14 protein-coding genes and 2 pseudogenes are annotated in these 17,568 nt (G+C 71.3%); 9 read left to right on the top strand and 7 right to left on the bottom strand.

What is annotated here, in order from left to right; translation table 11 throughout:
• Position 1: 1 nt before the first annotated feature.
• The 6 genes from ACFW6B_RS34505 to ACFW6B_RS34480 form a co-directional block, all read right to left on the bottom strand.
• Entirely contained in the window at positions 2-2,743 is a 2,742-nt protein-coding gene (locus tag ACFW6B_RS34505) for a GNAT family N-acetyltransferase (protein ID WP_386602502.1), read from the bottom strand.
• Positions 2,744-2,896: 153 nt separating this feature from the next.
• Complete coding sequence (gap, locus tag ACFW6B_RS34500) at positions 2,897-3,910, bottom strand: type I glyceraldehyde-3-phosphate dehydrogenase (RefSeq protein WP_386602500.1); 1,014 nt, start codon at positions 3,908-3,910, stop codon at positions 2,897-2,899.
• Positions 3,911-3,943: 33 nt separating this feature from the next.
• Positions 3,944-6,361, bottom strand: coding sequence for a phosphoketolase (locus tag ACFW6B_RS34495; protein ID WP_386602497.1), 2,418 nt, complete (start codon positions 6,359-6,361; stop codon positions 3,944-3,946).
• A 103-nt stretch (positions 6,362-6,464) separates the two neighbouring features.
• Positions 6,465-7,337, bottom strand: a complete 873-nt coding sequence (locus tag ACFW6B_RS34490) for a universal stress protein (RefSeq protein WP_386602495.1) — start codon at positions 7,335-7,337, stop codon at positions 6,465-6,467.
• Between the two features lie 23 nt (positions 7,338-7,360).
• Positions 7,361-8,266, bottom strand: coding sequence for a universal stress protein (locus ACFW6B_RS34485; RefSeq protein WP_386602493.1), 906 nt, complete (start codon positions 8,264-8,266; stop codon positions 7,361-7,363).
• A 152-nt stretch (positions 8,267-8,418) separates the two neighbouring features.
• The gene (locus ACFW6B_RS34480) at positions 8,419-9,039 is read right to left on the bottom strand and encodes a hypothetical protein (protein ID WP_386602556.1); all 621 of its coding nucleotides are present in this window, start codon (positions 9,037-9,039) and stop codon (positions 8,419-8,421) included.
• 171 nt (positions 9,040-9,210) lie between these two features.
• Here ACFW6B_RS34480 and ACFW6B_RS34475 point away from each other — a divergent pair.
• Positions 9,211-9,930 (top strand): annotated as a pseudogene (locus tag ACFW6B_RS34475) (STAS domain-containing protein); the annotation flags it as partial.
• Positions 9,931-10,253: 323 nt separating this feature from the next.
• The gene (locus ACFW6B_RS34470; protein WP_386602490.1) at positions 10,254-10,958 is read left to right on the top strand and encodes a response regulator; all 705 of its coding nucleotides are present in this window, start codon (positions 10,254-10,256) and stop codon (positions 10,956-10,958) included.
• Between the two features lie 131 nt (positions 10,959-11,089).
• On the opposite strand, the pseudogene ACFW6B_RS34465 reads toward ACFW6B_RS34470, so the two are convergent.
• Positions 11,090-11,188, bottom strand: a pseudogene (locus ACFW6B_RS34465) (universal stress protein); the annotation flags it as partial.
• A gap of 556 nt (positions 11,189-11,744) precedes the next feature.
• Here ACFW6B_RS34465 and ACFW6B_RS34460 point away from each other — a divergent pair.
• From ACFW6B_RS34460 to ACFW6B_RS34430, 7 genes are all read left to right on the top strand, one after another.
• Entirely contained in the window at positions 11,745-12,449 is a 705-nt protein-coding gene (locus tag ACFW6B_RS34460) for a response regulator transcription factor (protein ID WP_386602488.1), read from the top strand.
• Positions 12,446-13,795, top strand: coding sequence for a sensor histidine kinase (locus ACFW6B_RS34455; RefSeq protein WP_386602486.1), 1,350 nt, complete (start codon positions 12,446-12,448; stop codon positions 13,793-13,795). Before ACFW6B_RS34460 ends, ACFW6B_RS34455 begins: the two co-directional genes overlap by 4 nt.
• 110 nt (positions 13,796-13,905) lie before the next feature.
• Complete coding sequence (locus ACFW6B_RS34450; protein ID WP_386602484.1) at positions 13,906-14,313, top strand: hypothetical protein; 408 nt, start codon at positions 13,906-13,908, stop codon at positions 14,311-14,313.
• The gene (locus ACFW6B_RS34445; RefSeq protein WP_386602482.1) at positions 14,310-15,287 is read left to right on the top strand and encodes an FAD:protein FMN transferase; all 978 of its coding nucleotides are present in this window, start codon (positions 14,310-14,312) and stop codon (positions 15,285-15,287) included. The genes ACFW6B_RS34450 and ACFW6B_RS34445 overlap by 4 nt, the downstream gene beginning before the upstream one ends.
• Positions 15,284-15,970, top strand: a complete 687-nt coding sequence (locus tag ACFW6B_RS34440; RefSeq protein WP_386602480.1) for a ferric reductase-like transmembrane domain-containing protein — start codon at positions 15,284-15,286, stop codon at positions 15,968-15,970. The genes ACFW6B_RS34445 and ACFW6B_RS34440 overlap by 4 nt, the downstream gene beginning before the upstream one ends.
• A complete protein-coding gene (locus tag ACFW6B_RS34435; protein ID WP_386602477.1) occupies positions 15,967-17,307 on the top strand; it encodes an NADH-ubiquinone oxidoreductase-F iron-sulfur binding region domain-containing protein in 1,341 nt (446 codons plus the stop codon). The genes ACFW6B_RS34440 and ACFW6B_RS34435 overlap by 4 nt, the downstream gene beginning before the upstream one ends.
• Positions 17,304-17,516 (top strand): ferredoxin, encoded by a 213-nt coding sequence (locus tag ACFW6B_RS34430; RefSeq protein WP_386602475.1) that lies wholly within the window; start codon positions 17,304-17,306, stop codon positions 17,514-17,516. The genes ACFW6B_RS34435 and ACFW6B_RS34430 overlap by 4 nt, the downstream gene beginning before the upstream one ends.
• Positions 17,517-17,568: the final 52 nt, after the last annotated feature.

Raw genomic sequence — 17,568 nt, 5'->3', positions numbered from 1 at the left:
CTCAGCGCAGTCTGCGCAGGTACGGGTCCTGAGGGCGGCGCGGCAGCAGACGCACTCGTGCGTCGAGCACGGTGATGCCGCCGGGTGTCGCCAGGACGGGATTGAAGTCGGCCTCGGCGAGCTGCGGCAGGTCCGCCGCCATCCGGGACAGCCGCAGCAGCAGCCGTTCCAGTTCCTCGAGATCGACGGGGGCGTTTCCGTTCGCGCCCAGCAGCAGCGGAGCGCACCGCGGCGAGGTGATCAGCTCGTGCACGTCCCGGTCGGTGAGCGGGGCGAGGCGCGCCGCGTGGTCGGACAGGACCTCCGTGGCCGTGCCACCCAGCCCGAACAGGACGAGCGGACCGAAGACCTCGTCCTGGACGACACCCGCGAACAGTTCGGTGCCGCGGTCGGCGAGGGGCTGCAGGACCACGCCGGTCATGAGGCCGGCGAAGCGGGTCTCCAGGTCGCGGAACGCGGCCCTCACCTGGGCGTCACCACGCAGGTCCAGGTGGACCGCCCGCTGCTGCGACTTGTGCAGCAGTCCGGGCCAGTGGGCCTTCATCACGACCCGGCCGTCGAAGCCGCGCAGCCGGTCGGCGGCGAGCACGGCGTCGTCCTCGGTCTCGGCCCAGGCCCAGGGCGTCTGCGGGATGCCGTAGCAGGCCAGCAGGTCGGCGCAGGTACGTGGATCGAGCCAGCCGCCGTCGTCAAGGGTTCCTCCGGCCGGGCGGAGCCGCGCGAGGGAGAGCTGGGACAGGTGATCCGCCACGACTGTCCGTGCCCGGTCGCTCTCGACGCCGGTGAGCGCCGGGACAACGCCGACGGGCCTGGCGAGCCAGGCGGCGCGCTTCGCGGCATGCGCCAGGGCCCGGGCCGCTGCCTGCGGTTCGGCGTACGAGGGAATCGTGCCTCCGTCCGCGGCGGCCAGCAGCCGCACGGACCGGTCCTGCTCCAGCCGTACGGCGATCACGGGCCGCGCCCGTCGGCCGGGAGCCGCGGTCACGGCCCGCACCAGGTCGTCGCCGGTGGCCGCGGCGACCGCCGTGGGGACGAGTGCCACGATGACGGCGTCGACGCCGGAACACCGGGTGAGGCGGTCGACGCACTCCGTGAGCTGTTCCTCGGACACGGCGGCGGTGGCGTCGACCGGATTGCCGACGGCGGCGCCGTGCGGCAGCACCGCGAGGAGATCGTCGATCACCGCGGGGGTGAACGGCGGCAGGACGAGTCCCGCCTCCGCGCAGGCGTCGGCGGTGAGCACTCCCGCTCCGCCCGCGTTGGTGACGACCGCGACGCGGGGGCCTTCGGGCAGTGGCTGGGAGTGCAGCAGAGCGGCCGTTTCCAGGAGTTCGCCGACCGAGCGGGTCGCCGTGATACCGGCCTGGGTGAACAGTGCCTGGCGGGTCATGGTGCGGGTGGCGGCGGCAGTGTGGGAGGCGGCCGCTTTCCGACCGGCGTCGGTACGGCCAGCATCCACGGTGAGCACCGGGATGCGGCGCGTGACGCGGCGGGCGGTGCGGGAGAAGGCACGGGGGTTGCCGAAGGACTCCAGGTGCAGCAGGGCGAGGTCGGTGCGGCCGTCGCTCTCCCACCACTGGAGCATGTCGTTGCCGCTGACGTCGAACTTGTCGCCCAGCGAGGCGAACGAGGAGACCCCGATACCCAGCCGGGACAGCCCGTCGAGCAGGGCGATGCCGACCCCGCCGGACTGCACGGCGACACCGGCCGTCCCCGGGCGGGGATGCTCGGCGGCGAAGGTGGCGTCGAGGTTCAGTTCCGGGTCGGTGTTGGAGACGCCGAGGCAGTTGGGTCCGACGAGCCGCATGCCGTAGGTGCGGCACGCGGTCAGCAGCGCCTGCGCCCGGGTGTGGTCGAGGCCGGCGGTGACCACGACGAGCGCGCGGACCCCGGACTTTCCGCACTCCTCCGCGACGGCGGGCACCGCGGTGGCCGGTACGGCCACGACCACGAGATCGGGCGTCATCGGCAGTGCCGCGACCGACGGGTGGGACGGTACGCCGAGCACCGAGTCGACACCAGGATTGACGGCGAAGAGACGATGCTTGAAACCGCCCGAGCGCAGATGGTGCAGGACGGCCCGGCCCACCGATCCGGGGGTGCGTCCGGCGCCGACCACCGCGACCGCGGAAGGCCGCAGGAGAGGCAGCAGGCTGGCCACGTCGGCGGCGCGGCCCCGGGCCTCGACGGCCGACAGATAGGTGTCGTCCTGGTCCAGGTGGATGGTGCAGCGCACTTCGGGGCCCTCGAAGCGGCGGGAGGTGGTCAGGCCGAGGTCGGCGAAGAGGCGGAGCACCTCGTGGTTCTCGCTCAGCGCGTCGGCCGTGAAGACGGTGATGCCCTCCGCGCGCGCAGCCGAGACGAGGTGCTCGACGAGCAGGGTGCCCACGCCCCGGTGGTGGAGGCCGTCGGCGACGGCGATGGAGATCTCCGCGCCGCCCTCCTCACCGCCGTCCGTCTCCCCGCCGGTGTCGTACTCGGCAAGGCCGATCACCCTGCCGTCCACCTCGGCCAGCAGGGCGCGGTAGCCCGGGCGGGCCGGGGCACAGGCCCGGTCGGCGGCCATGGCGGCCGACCGCCGGCTCACCCCGAAGAACCGCAGCCGAAGGTTCTCCGGCGACATCTCCTCGTAGAACCCCTGCAACTGTTCGTGATCAGCCGGCCGCGCGGGGCGTACGCACACGGTGGTACCGTCCGCGAGCAGGGCGTGGACCGTGGGCCGGTCGAGCAGGTCGTCCGTCATCGCAGCTCTCCTCCATCGCCTTCGCTCCTTCGATCGTCCGGCGGAACCCGGGAGCGATCCCATGGGCTGTACGGGGCCGCCCCGGGGCCGGTCGGCCCTCCTGTGGCCACCGACCGGCCCGCCTCCGCCGTCACGGCCGACGGTCGGGACAGATCAGTCGTCGGCCACGAGGGCCGTCAGGTCCAGCAGGCGGTTGGTGTAGCCCCACTCGTTGTCGTACCAGCCGAAGATCTTGGCCAGGGTGCCGTTGGCCTGGGTCAGGGCGGGATCGAAGATGCAGGACGAGGGGTCGCCGATGACGTCGCGGGAGACGATCGGCGCCTTCGAGACACGCAGGATGCCGTTCAGCGGGCCGTCCGCGGCCGCCTCGAACGCGGCGTTGATCTCGTCCACGCTCGCCTCGCGGGCGAGGACCACGGCGAGGTCGGTGAGCGAGCCGTCCTCCACCGGCACCCGGACCGCGATCCCGTCCAGCGCCCCCGCCAGCTCCGGCACCACCAGGCCCACGGCGCGGGCGGCGCCGGTGCTGGTGGGAATGATGCTGAGGGCCGCGGAGCGGGCGCGGCGCAGGTCCTTGTGCGGGCTGTCCAGCAGTGACTGATCGTTGGTGTAGCCGTGGATGGTGGTCATCACCCCGCGCTCGACACCGAAGGCGTCGTCGAGCACCTTGACCATCGGGGCGACGCAGTTGGTGGTGCAGGAGGCGGCGGAGACGATCCGGTCGCTGTTCCGGTCGTAGGTACGATCGTTGACGCCCATCACGATGGTGGCGTCCACGTTCTTGCCGGGAGCCGACAGCAGCACCGTATGGGCGCCGCTCTTCAGGTGCAGGGCCGCCGCGTCCCGGTCACGGAAACGCCCGGTGGACTCGATCACGACGCCGGCGCCGTAGTCGGCCCAGTGCAGGGCGGCCGGGTCACGTTCGGCGGTGACGGCGATGCGGCGTCCGTCGACCGTGATGGAGCTGTCGTCGTGCTGCACATCGCGTCCGATGCGTCCGAACGTCGAGTCGTACTCCAGCAGGTGGGCCAGGGTGGCGGGTGAGGTGATGTCGTTGACGGCGACCACCTCGACGTCCTGGGTGCCTTGTTCGGCACGGTCGAGGGCGGCGCGCAGGTAGGTACGACCGATGCGGCCGAAGCCGTTGATGCCGACGCGTACGGTCATGGCAGTGAGTTCCTTCCGGGAGTGAGGTGCGGGTCAGGGGTTCCAGGTCCAGTCGGCGACCTCGGGCAGGTCGGTGCCGTGCTCTCGGATCCATGCCTGGTGCCGGGTGCGTACGTCGGCCATCTGCTGCCGTACGGCGGCGGCGCGCACCGCGAGTCCTGGAACGCGGTCGATGACGTCCATGACCAGCCGGTAGCGGTCGAGGTCGTTGCGGGCGACCATGTCGAACGGAGTGGTCGTGGTGCCCATCTCCTTGTAGCCGCGCACATGGAGGTTCCGGTGGCCGGTGCGGCGGTAGGCGAGGCGGTGGATGAGCCAGGGGTATCCGTGGTAGGCGAAGATCACCGGCTTGTCGGTGGTGAACAGTCCGTCGTACTCGAAGTCGCTCATCCCGTGCGGGTGTTCCTCGCGCGGGAGCAGCCGGGTCATGTCGACCACGTTGACCACGCGGACGGCGAGGTCCGGCAGATGTCGGCGCAGCAATTGCGCGGCAGCCAGCACCTCCTGGGTGGGCACGTCCCCGGCGCAGGCCAGAACCACATCGGGCTCACCGCCGTTCTCCGTCCCCGCCCACTCCCAGATGCCGGCGCCGCGGGCACAGTGTGCTCGGGCCTGGTCCATGGACAGCCAGTCGAAGCAGGGCTGCTTGCCGGCGACGACGACGTTGACGTAGTCGCGGCTGCGCAGGACGTGATCGGCCACGGACAGCAGGGTGTTGGCGTCCGGCGGGAGGTAGACGCGTACGACCTCGGGGCTCTTGTTGAGAACGTGGTCGACGAAGCCGGGGTCCTGGTGAGAGAAGCCGTTGTGGTCCTGGCGCCAGACGTGCGAGGTCAGCAGGTAATTGAGGGAGGCGATGGGCGCGCGCCCCGGCAACTCCCTTGACGTCTTGAGCCACTTGATGTGCTGGTTGACCATGGAATCGACGATGTGGACGAACGCCTCGTAGCAGGAGAACAGTCCGTGTCGGCCGGTGAGCAGATAACCCTCCAGCCAGCCCTGGCAGGTGTGTTCGGACAGGACCTCCATCACCCGGCCGTGATGCTCGAGGTGCTCGTCGACCGGCAGATGCTGAGCCTGCCATGCCTTTCCGCTGACGTCGAAGACGGCTTGAAGCCGGTTTGACGCAGTCTCGTCGGGGCCGACGAGGCGGAAGTCACGGCGTGCACCCGTGTCCTTCATGACCCGAGCCAGGAAGTCCCCCAGAACGCGGGTCGGCTCGTGCAGTGTGGTGCCCGGCTTGTCGACGGGTACGGCGAAGTCGTCGAGCGGTGCGATGGGCAGGCCGCGCACCAGCAGACCGCCGTTGGCGTGCGGGGTGGAGCCGAGCCGCTTGGTGCCGTCGGGAACGCAGGCGAGGACGTCGGCGGTCGGGTGGCCGTCCGGGCCGAAGAGCTCCTGGGGCTTGTACGAGCGCAGCCAGGTCTCCAACTGCCGCAGGTGCGCGGGGTTCTCACGGACGCCGGCCAGCGGTACCTGGTGGGCTCGCCAGGTACCCTCGACGGGCTCGCCGTCCACCTCGGCGGGTCCGGTCCAGCCCTTCGGTGTGCGCAGCACGATCATGGGCCAGTGCACGCGCTCGCTGACACCGTCCTCGCGGGCGGTCCGCTGCATCAGGGTGATGCGGTCCAGTGCGTCGTCCAGCGCGGCCGCCATGGCCCGGTGCACCTGGAGCGGGTCGTCGTCGGTCACGTGGATCGGCTCGTGGCCGTATCCCCGCAGCAGAGCATCGAGTTCGGCCTCCGGGAGCCGGGACAGCACCGTCGGGTTGGCGATCTTGTAGCCGTTGAGGTGCAGGACCGGCAGGACCGCGCCGTCGTGAACCGGGTCGAGGAACTTGTTGGAGTGCCAGGACGCGGCCAGCGGCCCGGTCTCCGCCTCGCCCTCACCGATCACGCAGGCGACCAGCAGGTCCGGGTTGTCGAACGCGGCGCCGTACGCGTGGGACAGCGAATAGCCGAGCTCACCGCCCTCGTGGATCGAGCCGGGTGTCTCCGGCGCGACATGGCTGGGCACCCCGCCGGGGAAGGAGAACTGCCGGAACAGCCGTGTCATGCCCGCCGCGTCACGCGACACGTCCGGGTAGGTCTCGCTGTAGCTGCCCTCCAGCCAGGAGTTGGCCAGGATCGACGGACCTCCGTGGCCTGGACCCCACACGCACAGCGCGTCGAGTTCCCGCTTCTTGATCACCCGGTTGAGGTGCGTGTACACGAGGTTGAGGCCGGGCGAGGTGCCCCAGTGACCGAGCAGCCGGGGTTTGATGTGTTCCGGTTTCAGGGGCTCGGTCAGCAGCGGGTTGGACATCAGGTAGATCTGTCCGGCAGCCAGGTAGTTGGCGGCCCGCCAGTGCGCGTCCAGGGTGCGCAGTTCCTCGTCGGTGATTGCGGGGGCGTCCTGACGTTCGGCGTGGGACACGAGTACGACTTCGTAAGCCGTCGGCGGTTGGGTCATCGGGTGGTACCTGCGGTCTGACCGGCAAAGAACTGCGACGAAGCTGCTGTACGAGACACGTCCACGATCACGGGGCGGACCTATGCGCGGCCGTCCGCCTCTCTCACGCCTGCTCGGGAACGACCGCGACCGCGCAGGCGGAGTGGTGCAGCACCGCGTGGGCGACGCGCCCCAGTTGGAGCCCGAGGTGCCCCGGGTCGCGCCGCGCACCGACCACCAGCAGATCGGCCTTGTACGAGGCGTCCAGCAGGACCCTGCGTACGGGACCCTCGACCGTGCGCCGGCTCAGGTCCACATCCGCGGGTGCGTCCTCCAGCGCCTTGTCCAGTACCTCAGCGGCGTGCAACTCGTGGAGACGCGCGGGCTCACCGGCCAGCAGAGGGTGGTCGGTGCTCTCGTGCGCCGGACACCGCCATGCCCGTACGGCGTCCAGGGAGGCGTGACGCAGCTTCGCCTCCTGGAGAGCGAAGCGCAGGGCGGCGGACTCCGCCGCCTTCTCCCCGATGCCCACGACGACCCGGCCACGCATGCCGGCGCGAACCTGGTTGTCGTGACTGCCGCGCAGCACGATCACCGGGCAGTGCGCGTGGGCGGCGACTGTCAGACTGACCGACCCCAGCAGCATCTCGACGAGACCGCTGCGACCGCGGGTACCGAGCACCAGCGCGGCAGCCTCACGGCCCTCGCGGACGAGCGCGTACTCGGGTTCCTCCGGCAGCACGTCGGTGGAGATCTTGACGTCGGGCCGGCGCAGGCGGGCGCGCTGTCCGGCGGTCCGCACGATGTCCTCGGCCGTGACCTGCTCGGACGGTTTGCCGAGGTCCTCCGCGAGGGACTCGCCTTCGTACCGCTCCCAGAGTGAGGCGTACACCAGCCGCAGTGGTGCCCCGCGCAGCGCGGCCTCGTCGGCCGCCCAGTCGACAGCCCGCAGGCTGGATTCGGAGCCGTCCACGCCGACGACGATCGGGAGGTCCATCTGTCTCTTCTCCTCGGGACGGGTCAGCCGTGCGGGACGACGGCGACCGGGGCGGTGGAGTGGTGCAGGACGGAGTGCGTGACGTGTCCGATGTGAGCGCCGAGGGGACTGCGCCGGATGCGCCGACCCACGACGACGAGGGAGGCATCGCGCGAAGCCTCCACGACGTGGAGGGCCGCGCTGCCGTAGCGGGACACCTCGACGACCTGAACGTCCGGGAACTTCTTCCGCCAGGGCCGCAGTACTCCGGCCACGGCCTCGGACGCGCTCAGGGCCAGCGCCTCGTGCAGCGCCGGGTTGGCGGGGGTGCCGTACGCGTAGAAGGGCGGAGGGTTCCAGGCGTGGACGACCCGCAGGGGCGTCGCGCGGCGCGCGGCGGCGTCGAAGGCGAACCCGATCAGTGTCTCGTCCGGGTGCTCGACGTCGAGCCCGAGCACCACGGGCCGAAACGGGGTCGTGGCGGACGGAACGCCCGCCGGGTCCAGCTCGTGCTCGTCGGCGGCGGCCTCCAGCGCGCGGACCAGTACGACAGGGGTGTCCGTGTGCGCGACGGCGGACAGGCCGACCGAGCCGACCATGAACCCACCGATCCCGCCGAAGCCGCGCGAGCCCAGGACGAGGAGTTCGGCGCTCTTCGCCGCCTCGGCCAATGCGTCACCCGGGTGACCGGAGAGCTGCTCCGCGCGCACCTCGATGCCGGGGTGACGCCGCCGAATCCCCTCGGCGGCTTCCCGGGGAACCCTCTCGGTCCAGTGCTGCTGGGTCTCGGTGCCCAGGAGAGGCGCCTGGGCCATCGGTTCCGGCACCGGCACCCACACGTGCACGATCTTCAGCGGCAGGCCGCGCAGCTTCGCCTCGCGAGCCGCCCATTCCGCGGCCGCCCTGCTCTCCTGCGAGCCGTCGAGACCTACGATGATGGTGCGGAGCATGATCTCCACCTCCTGGGGCGAGAGTTCCGATTCCAGCGTCGTCTTCGAGCCGTTGCTCGTGCAGGGGCCACTGGTCCCGGATTCGGGCCGGCCGACTCCCTGCACAGCGGTGTGCGGTGGGCCGGGTGGCCGGCCCACCGCACCATCGGCACTCAGCGCAGCCAGCTGTGGTCGCGGACGAAGGGCAGCTTGGCCCAGAACCTGCCCGCGCCCAGGGTGTCGCCCGCGGCGACAACGGCCACGACGATCAGGGCGACGGCGTAGATCACGTGGTAGTCGACGAACGGGTTCGTCGACATGCTCGGCGAGCCGTCCGACAGGTGCTTGGCCGGCGGCCATTCGGCGATCCACATCAGCGCCATCATCGCGGTGCCGGCGACGGCGGCTATGCGCAGCGCGACACCGCCGATCAGGGCGAGACCGATCCCAAGGAGACCGAGCATGAAAAGCCAGTTCGCCCAGGGGTCGCCCGCCCAGGAGTGGAAGGTCGACTCCATCGGCCCGACGGCGACGGAGCCGAGGAAGCCCTTCGTCGGCGAGCCGCCGTCGATCCAGCCCTTGCCGGAGGGGGTGGCGTAGCCGAAGCCGAAGGTCTTGTCGAGGAACGCCCACAGGAAGACGAACCCGGTGAGCAGGCGCAGGGACGCGAAGGCGTAGGCCCGCGCGGTGTGCGTGCCGACGCCTGCCGACTCGGACGCGGAGGCGTCCCGGTTCCTGCGCAGCGACGGCAGGTGGAAGCCGGAGCTCCGGCGAGGGTGCTCGTGCACGGCCATGGTCATGGTTCCCTTCGAGGGCGGTCGGCTCGGTGCATGACACCACTCACTCTGGCCGTGCCCGCCGGTCGGCGACGGATGCCGAAAGTCCGCGACCCCGGGGCCGAACGGCCCTGCTTCCAGCGGCTGTTGGACGGGGAGCGACATACCGGCATGGGGGCTCTGGCCACGGCCCGTCACGCCCGTGCCGTGCCCGGCCCACTGGTCGCCTTCATCCTCGGGACCGCCGTCGTGGTGGTCCTCGACCTCGACGGGCGGTACGGGCTGAAGGTGATCGGCGAAGTCCCGTCCGGTCTGCCGGCCTCTCCGTTCCGGACCTGAGCGAACTGCCGCGGTCCGCATGACCGACCTCGCGGGCTTCCGTCGGCTGACCTCGTTCCGCCGCCGGGAACTCCTCCTAGCCCTCGGCTGCTTCGCCGGGGTGCTCACCCTGGACATCCTGCACGGGGTGATCGTGGCCGTAGGCCTGTCGGTGGCCGAGCTGCTGACCCGGGTGGCACACCCGCACGACGCCGTCGAGGGCCTGGCCCCGGCGTGGCCGGCATGCACGACGTGGACGACTACCCGCAGGCCCGCACGGTCCCCGGCCTGCTCGTCTACCGCTACGACTCGCCGCTGTTCTTCGCCAACGCGGAGAACCTCCAGCGCCGTGCCCTGGCCGCCGTCGACGAACAGAGCGAGCCCGTCCACTGGTTCGTCCTCAACACCGAGGCCAATGTCGAGGTCGACATCACCGCGCTCGACGCGGTCGACGAACTGCGCCGCGAACTGACCCACCGTGGCGCCGTGTTCGCCCTCGCCCGGGTGAAACGGGAACTGCTGGAGGACCTGGAGGCATACGGGCTGGTGGACTCGGTCGGCAAAGAGCGGATCTTCCCGGCCCTCCCGACGGGTCAAGGGTTCCTCGTGGCAGGGCCGAACGTCCCTCCCCGAGGGCTGCTTCGGCCGATAGTCCACGACCAGCCGACTCGGTCCGGGTGCAGGACAGTTCACCGCCTGAATGCACCCCACACACCGTCGGTACCTGTCGACTCTCGGCGTGCGGTCGGTGGCCATCGACTTCGGTCTCTTGGGCCCCGGACACCACCGGACCGGTGAAGCGGCCGCTACGCTCGAACGGAACCGGTCGGCCTTGGTGCGTCCAGGCCGCGAGGGACGATGATCGAACCGGGCCGGGTGCACGGTGCGTGGTCCATTACTGAACAGGGGTCGGCATGGCCGAGGCGCGTACGTTCTCCGAGCAGAACCCGATCAGGGTCTTTCTGCTGGACGACCACGAGGTGGTGCGCCGTGGTCTGACGGATCTCCTGGACGCCGAACCGGACATCTCGGTCGTCGGTGATGCCGAGAGTGTCGAGCACGCCCTGGTGCGCGGCCCCGCGTTGCGACCCGACGTGGCGGTCCTCGACGTACGCCTTCCGGACGGCGACGGCATCAGCGTCTGCCGGGAACTGCGCAGCCAGATGCCCGAGCTGTCCTGCCTGATGCTGACGTCGTTCGACGACGAGGAGGCGCTGCTCGACGCGATCATGGCCGGAGCGGCAGGCTATGTGCTGAAGCAGATCAAGGGGTCCGACCTGATCTCGGCGGTCCGCACGGTGGCGTCCGGCCAGTCGATGCTGGACCCCGCGACGACCGCGCGGCTGATGCGCAGGCTGCGCTCCGACCCGGCCGAGGAGCCTGCCCTCCCGCCCGAGCTGGCCGGTCTCTCGCCGCGCGAGCGGGACATCCTCGTACTGATCAGTGACGGGCTCACGAACCGCGAGATCGGTAAAAAGCTCTACTTGTCGGAGAAGACGGTGAAGAACCACATCTCCCGGCTGCTGGCCAAGCTGGGCGTCCAGCGCCGCGTCCAGGCCGCGCTTCTGGTCAACCAGCTGGAACACCCCGAGACCGCCGACCACCACTCGACACGCTGAATCTGCTCACCCCGGTCAGCGTTGACGAACTCGCCACTCGGCAGGCCGTCCCGGGAGGTTCGTCCGAGTACGCGGATGACCACCACGGGCGCCTCGGCGTGCTGCGCACAGCGCAGGCTCACCGAACCCAGGAGCTCTTCGCTGAACCGCCCGTGTCCACGGTTCCCGACCACCAGGAGCTGAGCATCCCGTGACGCGTCCACCAGTACGGACGCGGCGTTGCCTTGCATGACGTCGTACGGATTTCCACAGGCGGGTCAGTGCCTGCCCACCTCCGTGCCGATTGCCTCCAACCGCCCCCCACACGGTCTCCGCGGCGACCGGCTTGTCGTCGATCCGCGGTGCCAGGCCGTACCAGTCGACGGGCGGCTCCAGGGCGGCGACGACTGCCCCCGAACGCCCGTCCCCTGCTCCACCGCCCAGCGCAACGCCGCTTCAGAAGCCTCCGAGCCGTCCGCACCCACCACAATTCTGCTGTTCAGCTTCCAGCTCTCCGTTTCCACGCATACCCTTCGAAACCATCATCGAGCAGAAGGATCTCCGCGCTTCCCGCAGGGGCGGCTGCTCACCGGACGGAGGGCGACGCCCTCGCTGTCCTGACCATCGGGGTCACCCCGGAGATCAGCCCACGTTCTCGGCATGCGTGCCGGGATCATGAACGCCTCGCGTGCTCGGGCCACAGAGCACATCGGACCGAACGGCCCTTGCGCCGCGACCCGGCCGCAGACGCAAACTGAGGAAGGAGGGGCTTAAGCCGATCTCACCGTCCGAAAGCGAGTCCGAGGCATGAACGGGCAGGTCGCGGGCTTGGCCGAGAAGACTCGGGTGCTGGTCGTCGAGGACGATCGCAGTATTGCCGAATCCCTGGTCCGTGGGCTGCGGCAGGCCGGATACGAGGTCGAGGGCGTCGGCACCGGCCGTGCCGCCCTCAGCGCCGCAGCCCCCGATGTCGTACTGCTCGATCTCGGCCTGCCCGACATCGACGGGGTCGAGGTGTGTCGGGTGCTGCGCACACGGTCGGATGCCGCGATCATCGCCGTCACCGCGCGCGGCGAGGAAGCGGACCGGGTGGTGGCACTGGACGAGGGCGCCGACGACTACCTGGTGAAGCCGTTCGGGCTTGCCGAACTGCTGGCACGGATTCGGGCCGTACTGCGCCGCAGGCGCCCCACCGGCCCGGAAATCCTGCGGCACGGGCCGCTGGCCCTCGACCTGCGCACCCACCAGGTCTCCGTGGACGGCCGGCCGATCGCGCTGACCCCGAAGGAGTTCGGGATCCTGGAGTGCCTGGCCGCCGACCCGGGCAGGGTGGTGAGCCGACAGCAGATCCTGGAGCGCGCCTGGGACTCCCATTGGTACGGACCCACCAAGGTCCTGGACGTGCACATCGCGGCGCTGCGCCGCAAGCTCGGCGTGCCGGGACTGGTCGAGACGGTCTACGGGCACGGCTTCCGGCTCGGTGCGGCCGACGGGGCACGGGAGCAGCCGTGACCCGGCGCATCACGTGGACGCTGCTCGCCCTGACCTCCGTGCTGCTGGTGCTGGCGGTCGTACCCCTGGCCGTACTGATGACGGCACGCGAGCGCACCGCCTTCCGCGACGATCAGCGGGCTGCCACCCGTGTGGTCGCCGCGGCGGCCGAGGAGCACCTCTCCGACCGTAAACCGCCCACTGACATGCGACGGGAACTGGACACCGCGGCAGAGGCCGAGGACTGCGCCGCCGTGTACGACGTCTCCGCACGCCTGGTGGCGAGCACCCCCTGCACGGCGGCCCAGGGCGAGGAGGCCCAGGAGCTCGTGGGGGGTGTGCTGGCCGGACACGAGCCAGAACCGCCAGAGAACGAGGGCAGACTGCTGACAGCGGAACCGGCCGGTGAGGTCCGGCAGCCCGCCGGCGCCGTCGTCCTGGCCCGCTCCGCCGCCCCGCGCGACGCCCGTATCGCCGCGATCTGGGGATGGACCGCGGTCATCGGCGCCGCGGGACTCACTGCGGCGGTGCTGCTCTCCGTACGCCTGGCGCGCTGGGTGAGCCGCCCGCTGTCCGCACTCGACGCCACCGCCCGGAAGCTGGGCGAGGGCGCCCTCGACGAACGCGCGGACGTCAAGGGTGGGCCCCCGGAAGTGCGCCGTCTGGCAGCCACGCTCAACACCATGGCTGCCCGCACGCAGGCTCTGGTGCACGGCCACCGGACCATGATCGCCGACGTGTCCCATCAGCTGCGCACCCCGCTGGCCGCGCTGCGGCTGCGGCTCGATGTGCTGGGCACCGGCGCCCGGGGCGACACAGCGGTGGAACTCGATGCGGCCCAGGAAGAGATCGCCCGGCTCTCCCGGATGGTCGACGGGTTGCTCGCGGTGGCGCGCGCCGAGCAGACGACACCACTGCCGGCCGAGGTCCGGGTCGACGAGGTGGCGAGGGAGCGGGTGGCCGCGTGGTCGCCCGTGGCCGAGGAGCGCGGCGTCCGTCTGAGAGCGTCGGAGGGGCCCGCACTGACCGCGGCTCTGGGCATCGGTCACCTCGAGCAGATCCTCGACAACCTGATCGCCAACGCTCTGGATGCCGTTCCCGACGAAGGGAACGTGACAGTCGGGCACCGCCGGTCGGCGGGCTCGGCCCGGGTGTGGGTGAGGGACGACGGCCCCGGGATGCCCGACGGGGTCAAGGCGGTCGCGTTTCGACGGTTCGGCAATCCTGAGGCCTCAGGTTCGGGTCTGGGGCTGGCAATCGTCCACCGGCTGGTCACCGTCAACGGAGGCAGTGCGCGGCTGGAGGACACACCGGGTGGTGGGCTGACCGTGGTGCTGGACCTTCCTGTGTGGGACACGGCGCGCTGAGATCTTTACCGGTTCTGAAGAAGACGTGAGCAGGTTCCCCAGAGCCGTGGGCACAGCCTGGAAGTACACGCAGCCGATTCCGGGCCGCCGATCCACCAGGAGCCGCTGCCATGTCCCCCTCGCCCGGCCGTTCCGACGAGCCCGTCCGCCCGCCCGACCCGTCACACGCACGCGATCGCGGTCTGCGGCGGAGCCGCCGTCTGACCCGCTGGATCGCCGTCGCCGCAGTGACCGGTGCGGCAGCTCTGGGCACGCTGTACACCCACCTCCTGCCCGGAAATTCGGCCTCGACCGCGCCGTCGAACCCACCGCTCCGGAACCCCGCAGCATCCTCCGCCGCAGCCTCGAAGGCCGACGACGACACGAACAATGGCAACTCGGCCGGCCAGGAGAACGGCGACGGCGAGGGCGAGGACGACCTGGGAGCGGCCCCCGCGTCGCACGCGGCACCGCAGCCCCCGTCCCAGCCGCCCGCCCCCACCCAGCAGCAACCCCATACGACGACGGGGGCGTCATGACCACCCGCGCTTCCTCACCATCCCCCGCCGAAGCCGTTTTCCCGACACTCGGCACCACAGCCGTGCTGCTCGTGACCAATCCGGACGCGCTGGCGACCGCGGAGTCCGTCCTGCGCGCCGAACTGGCCGCCGTCGATCTGACGTGCAGCCGCTTCAGGCCGGACTCCGAACTCACCCGCGTCAATGCGAACGCGGGCAACCCGACGACGGTCAGCGAACGCTTCGCCGAGGCCCTCCAAGCCGCTCTCCGTGCCGCCCGGCTCACCGACGGCGCCGTGGACCCGACCGTGGGACGTGCCATGACCACCCTCGGCTACGACCGCACCTTCACCTCCCTGCGTCCCGGGGACACCCGTCCGCTGCCCCCTGCCCTGCCCGCCCCCGGATGGCGGCGGATCGTCTTCGCCCCCCGCTCCCGGCGACTGCGTCTGCCCCGGCACACGCACCTCGACATGGGCGCGACCGCCAAGGCCCTCACCGCCGACCGCGCCGCCGACCGCGCCGCCGCGGCAACCGGTTGCGGGGTCCTGGTGAGCCTCGGCGGCGACCTCGCCGTGGCTGGTCCGGCCCCGGACGGGGGCTGGAGGATCGCCCTCGCCGACGACCACGCCCAGCCCATCACGAGCTGCGGCACGGCCGTCGCAGTGACCGGCGGAGCGCTGGCGACCTCCGGCATCCGCGCGCGCACCTGGCACCGTGCCGGACGTACCCTCCACCACATCGTCGACCCTGCGACCGGCGAACCCGCCGCTCCTGTCTGGCGCACCGTCACCGTCGCCGCCGCCACCTGCGTGGACGCCAACACCGCCAGTACTGCGGCGATCGTTCTGGGCGACCGGGCGGTCGACTGGCTGCGCCGCACGGCTCTGCCGGCCCGGCTGGTGGGCCTGCACGGCAACGTCGTACGTCTGTGCGGCTGGCCGTCCGACTCCGCCACCACCTCGGCCGGTGCCCCCCTCGGGAATCTCCGATGACGCCCCTCGCTCTGGCCGGAAGCCCCCTCTGGTACGCAAGTCGTGCGAGCGGGACCCTGGCCCTGCTGCTGCTCACCGGCACCGTGATGCTCGGCATCGTCTCCGCCGGGCGGGCCCGGCCCCGACGGGTCGGCCGCTTCGAGCTCGCCGCGCTCCACCGCAACCTGTCCCTGCTCACGCTGGTGTTCCTCGTCGTGCACGTGGTGACGGCGGTGCTCGATCCATTCGTCTACCTCGGGTGGGCGGTGTCCGTGGTGCCGTTCGGTGCGTCCTATCGTCCGCTCTGGCTCGGGCTGGGCACCGTCGGACTGGATCTGCTGCTGGCCGTCGCGGTCACCAGCGCGCTGCGCCGGCGCCTGGGCGCGCGCCGCTGGAAGGCCGTGCACTGGCTGGCCTATGCCGCCTGGCCGCTCTCCCTCTTCCACGGCGTGGGCACCGGCACCGACACCCGGCTCCCCCTCCAGCTGTGGCTGTACGCCGGCTGTCTCGGCGTGGTGGTCGCGGGCGTGTGGTGGCGGCTGATGAAGGCCGGTCCGGGGCGGGTCGCCGGGCGCCTGACGGCCGCCGTCGCCGCGACCGCCGTACCGGTGGTACTCACCGCCTTCCTCGCCACGGGACCGCTGCAACCGGGCTGGTCCCAGCGCGCCGCATCGGCGGCGATCCTGGGCAGGGGTGGACAGTGAACTCTGCCGCCGTTCCCCTCACCGCCGGGCACCCCGCTCCAGGACCGTACGATCCGGCCACCGCCCGCCTGCTGGCCGGCTGGTACGCCATCGGCCGGCCCGCGACCCTCGTCGATCACCTGAGGCACTACGGACCTGCCCCCTTCGGCTCAGCGTTCTCCGGCAGCGCCTGCTCACCACTGGTCGAGGCCGTGGCGGAGGCGGGACTGACCGGTCGGGGCGGCGCCGGATTCCCGACGGCCCGCAAGCTTCGTGCCGTCACGGCACAGCGGGGCCGGCGCGTGCTCGTCGTCAACGCCATGGAGAGCGAACCAGCAAGCCGCAAGGACCAATTCCTGATCGCCGTCGCACCCCATCTCGTCCTCGACGGCGCCGCGCTGACCGCCGCAGCGGTCGGCGCCGACACCATCCACGTGTGCCTGCCGCGCGACCGCGTGGCCCAGTACCGGCAACTGAGCGCCGCCGTGGACGATCGGCAACGCGCCCGCCTCGATCCCGTACGGCTACGACTGCACGCCCTTCCGGACGCCTACGTCTCCAGTGAGTCGACCTCCCTGGTGCGCTGGCTCAACGGAGGCCCCGCCCTGCCCGGGGGCAGCCCGCCGCACAGTCACGAGCGGGGCGTCCTCCGACGCCCCACCCTGGTCCACAACGCCGAGACCCTCGCACATCTGGCCATGATCGCCCGCTACGGGCCTGCCTGGTTCCGGCAGGCCGGCACGCCGGACGAACCCGGAACCCTGCTCGTCACAGTCTCGGGCGCCGTCCGTACCCCAGCCGTGCTGGAAGTACCGCTGAGCACACCGCTCGCCATGATCCTCGACCGGGCAGGCGGTGCAACGCAGCCCTTGCAGGCGGTCCTGCTCGGCGGTTTCGGCGGCTCGTGGCTCCCCGTCGAACATCTGCACACCTCCCTGACCCGGCGGGATCTGGCCCCGCTAGGTGCCTCACCCGGCGCCGGTGTGCTCGTCGCCCTGCCCTCAGCGTCCTGCGGCCTGCTCGAAACAGCCCGCGTCCTCACCTACCTGGCCGCACACAGCGCACGCCAGTGCGGTCCCTGCCGCCTCGGCCTGCCCGCCGTGGCCGACGACTTCACCGCTCTGGCCACGGGACGGGCTGACGCCGCCCTGCTGTCCCGGCTGCGCCACCGCGCCAGTCTGCTGCCCGACCGGGGAGGCTGCCGCCATCCCGACGGCGCCGCCCGCCTCGCCGCTTCCGCCCTTCACACCTTCGCCGACGACGTCGACCGCCATCTCACCCACGGCACCTGCAAGGCCGCCCATCAGCCGCCCCGGCTCCCCGTGCCATCGGCCACCGCCCCGGAGACCTGGCTATGAGCCCCAGCCGATCCCTGCGCATCGACCGCATCGCCTGCACTGGCCACGGCCTGTGCGCCGAACTCCTCCCCGAGCTGATCGACCTCGATGAATGGGGATACCCCGTCCTCAAGGACAAGACCGTCTCCGACCGACTGCGTACTCACGCCCGCCGGGCTGTCGCCGCCTGCCCCGTCCTCGCTCTGCACATGGATGACGACCGGACCTGACCAGCATGCGTCCACACCGTCATCCGGCAGATCTGCACGATCCGTTCCGCAG

It is taken from the genome of Streptomyces sp. NPDC058751 (genome assembly GCF_042746485.1).
Taxonomy (GTDB): Bacteria; Actinomycetota; Actinomycetes; order Streptomycetales; family Streptomycetaceae; genus Streptomyces.
This window is presented reverse-complemented; position numbering and strand designations above follow the sequence as displayed.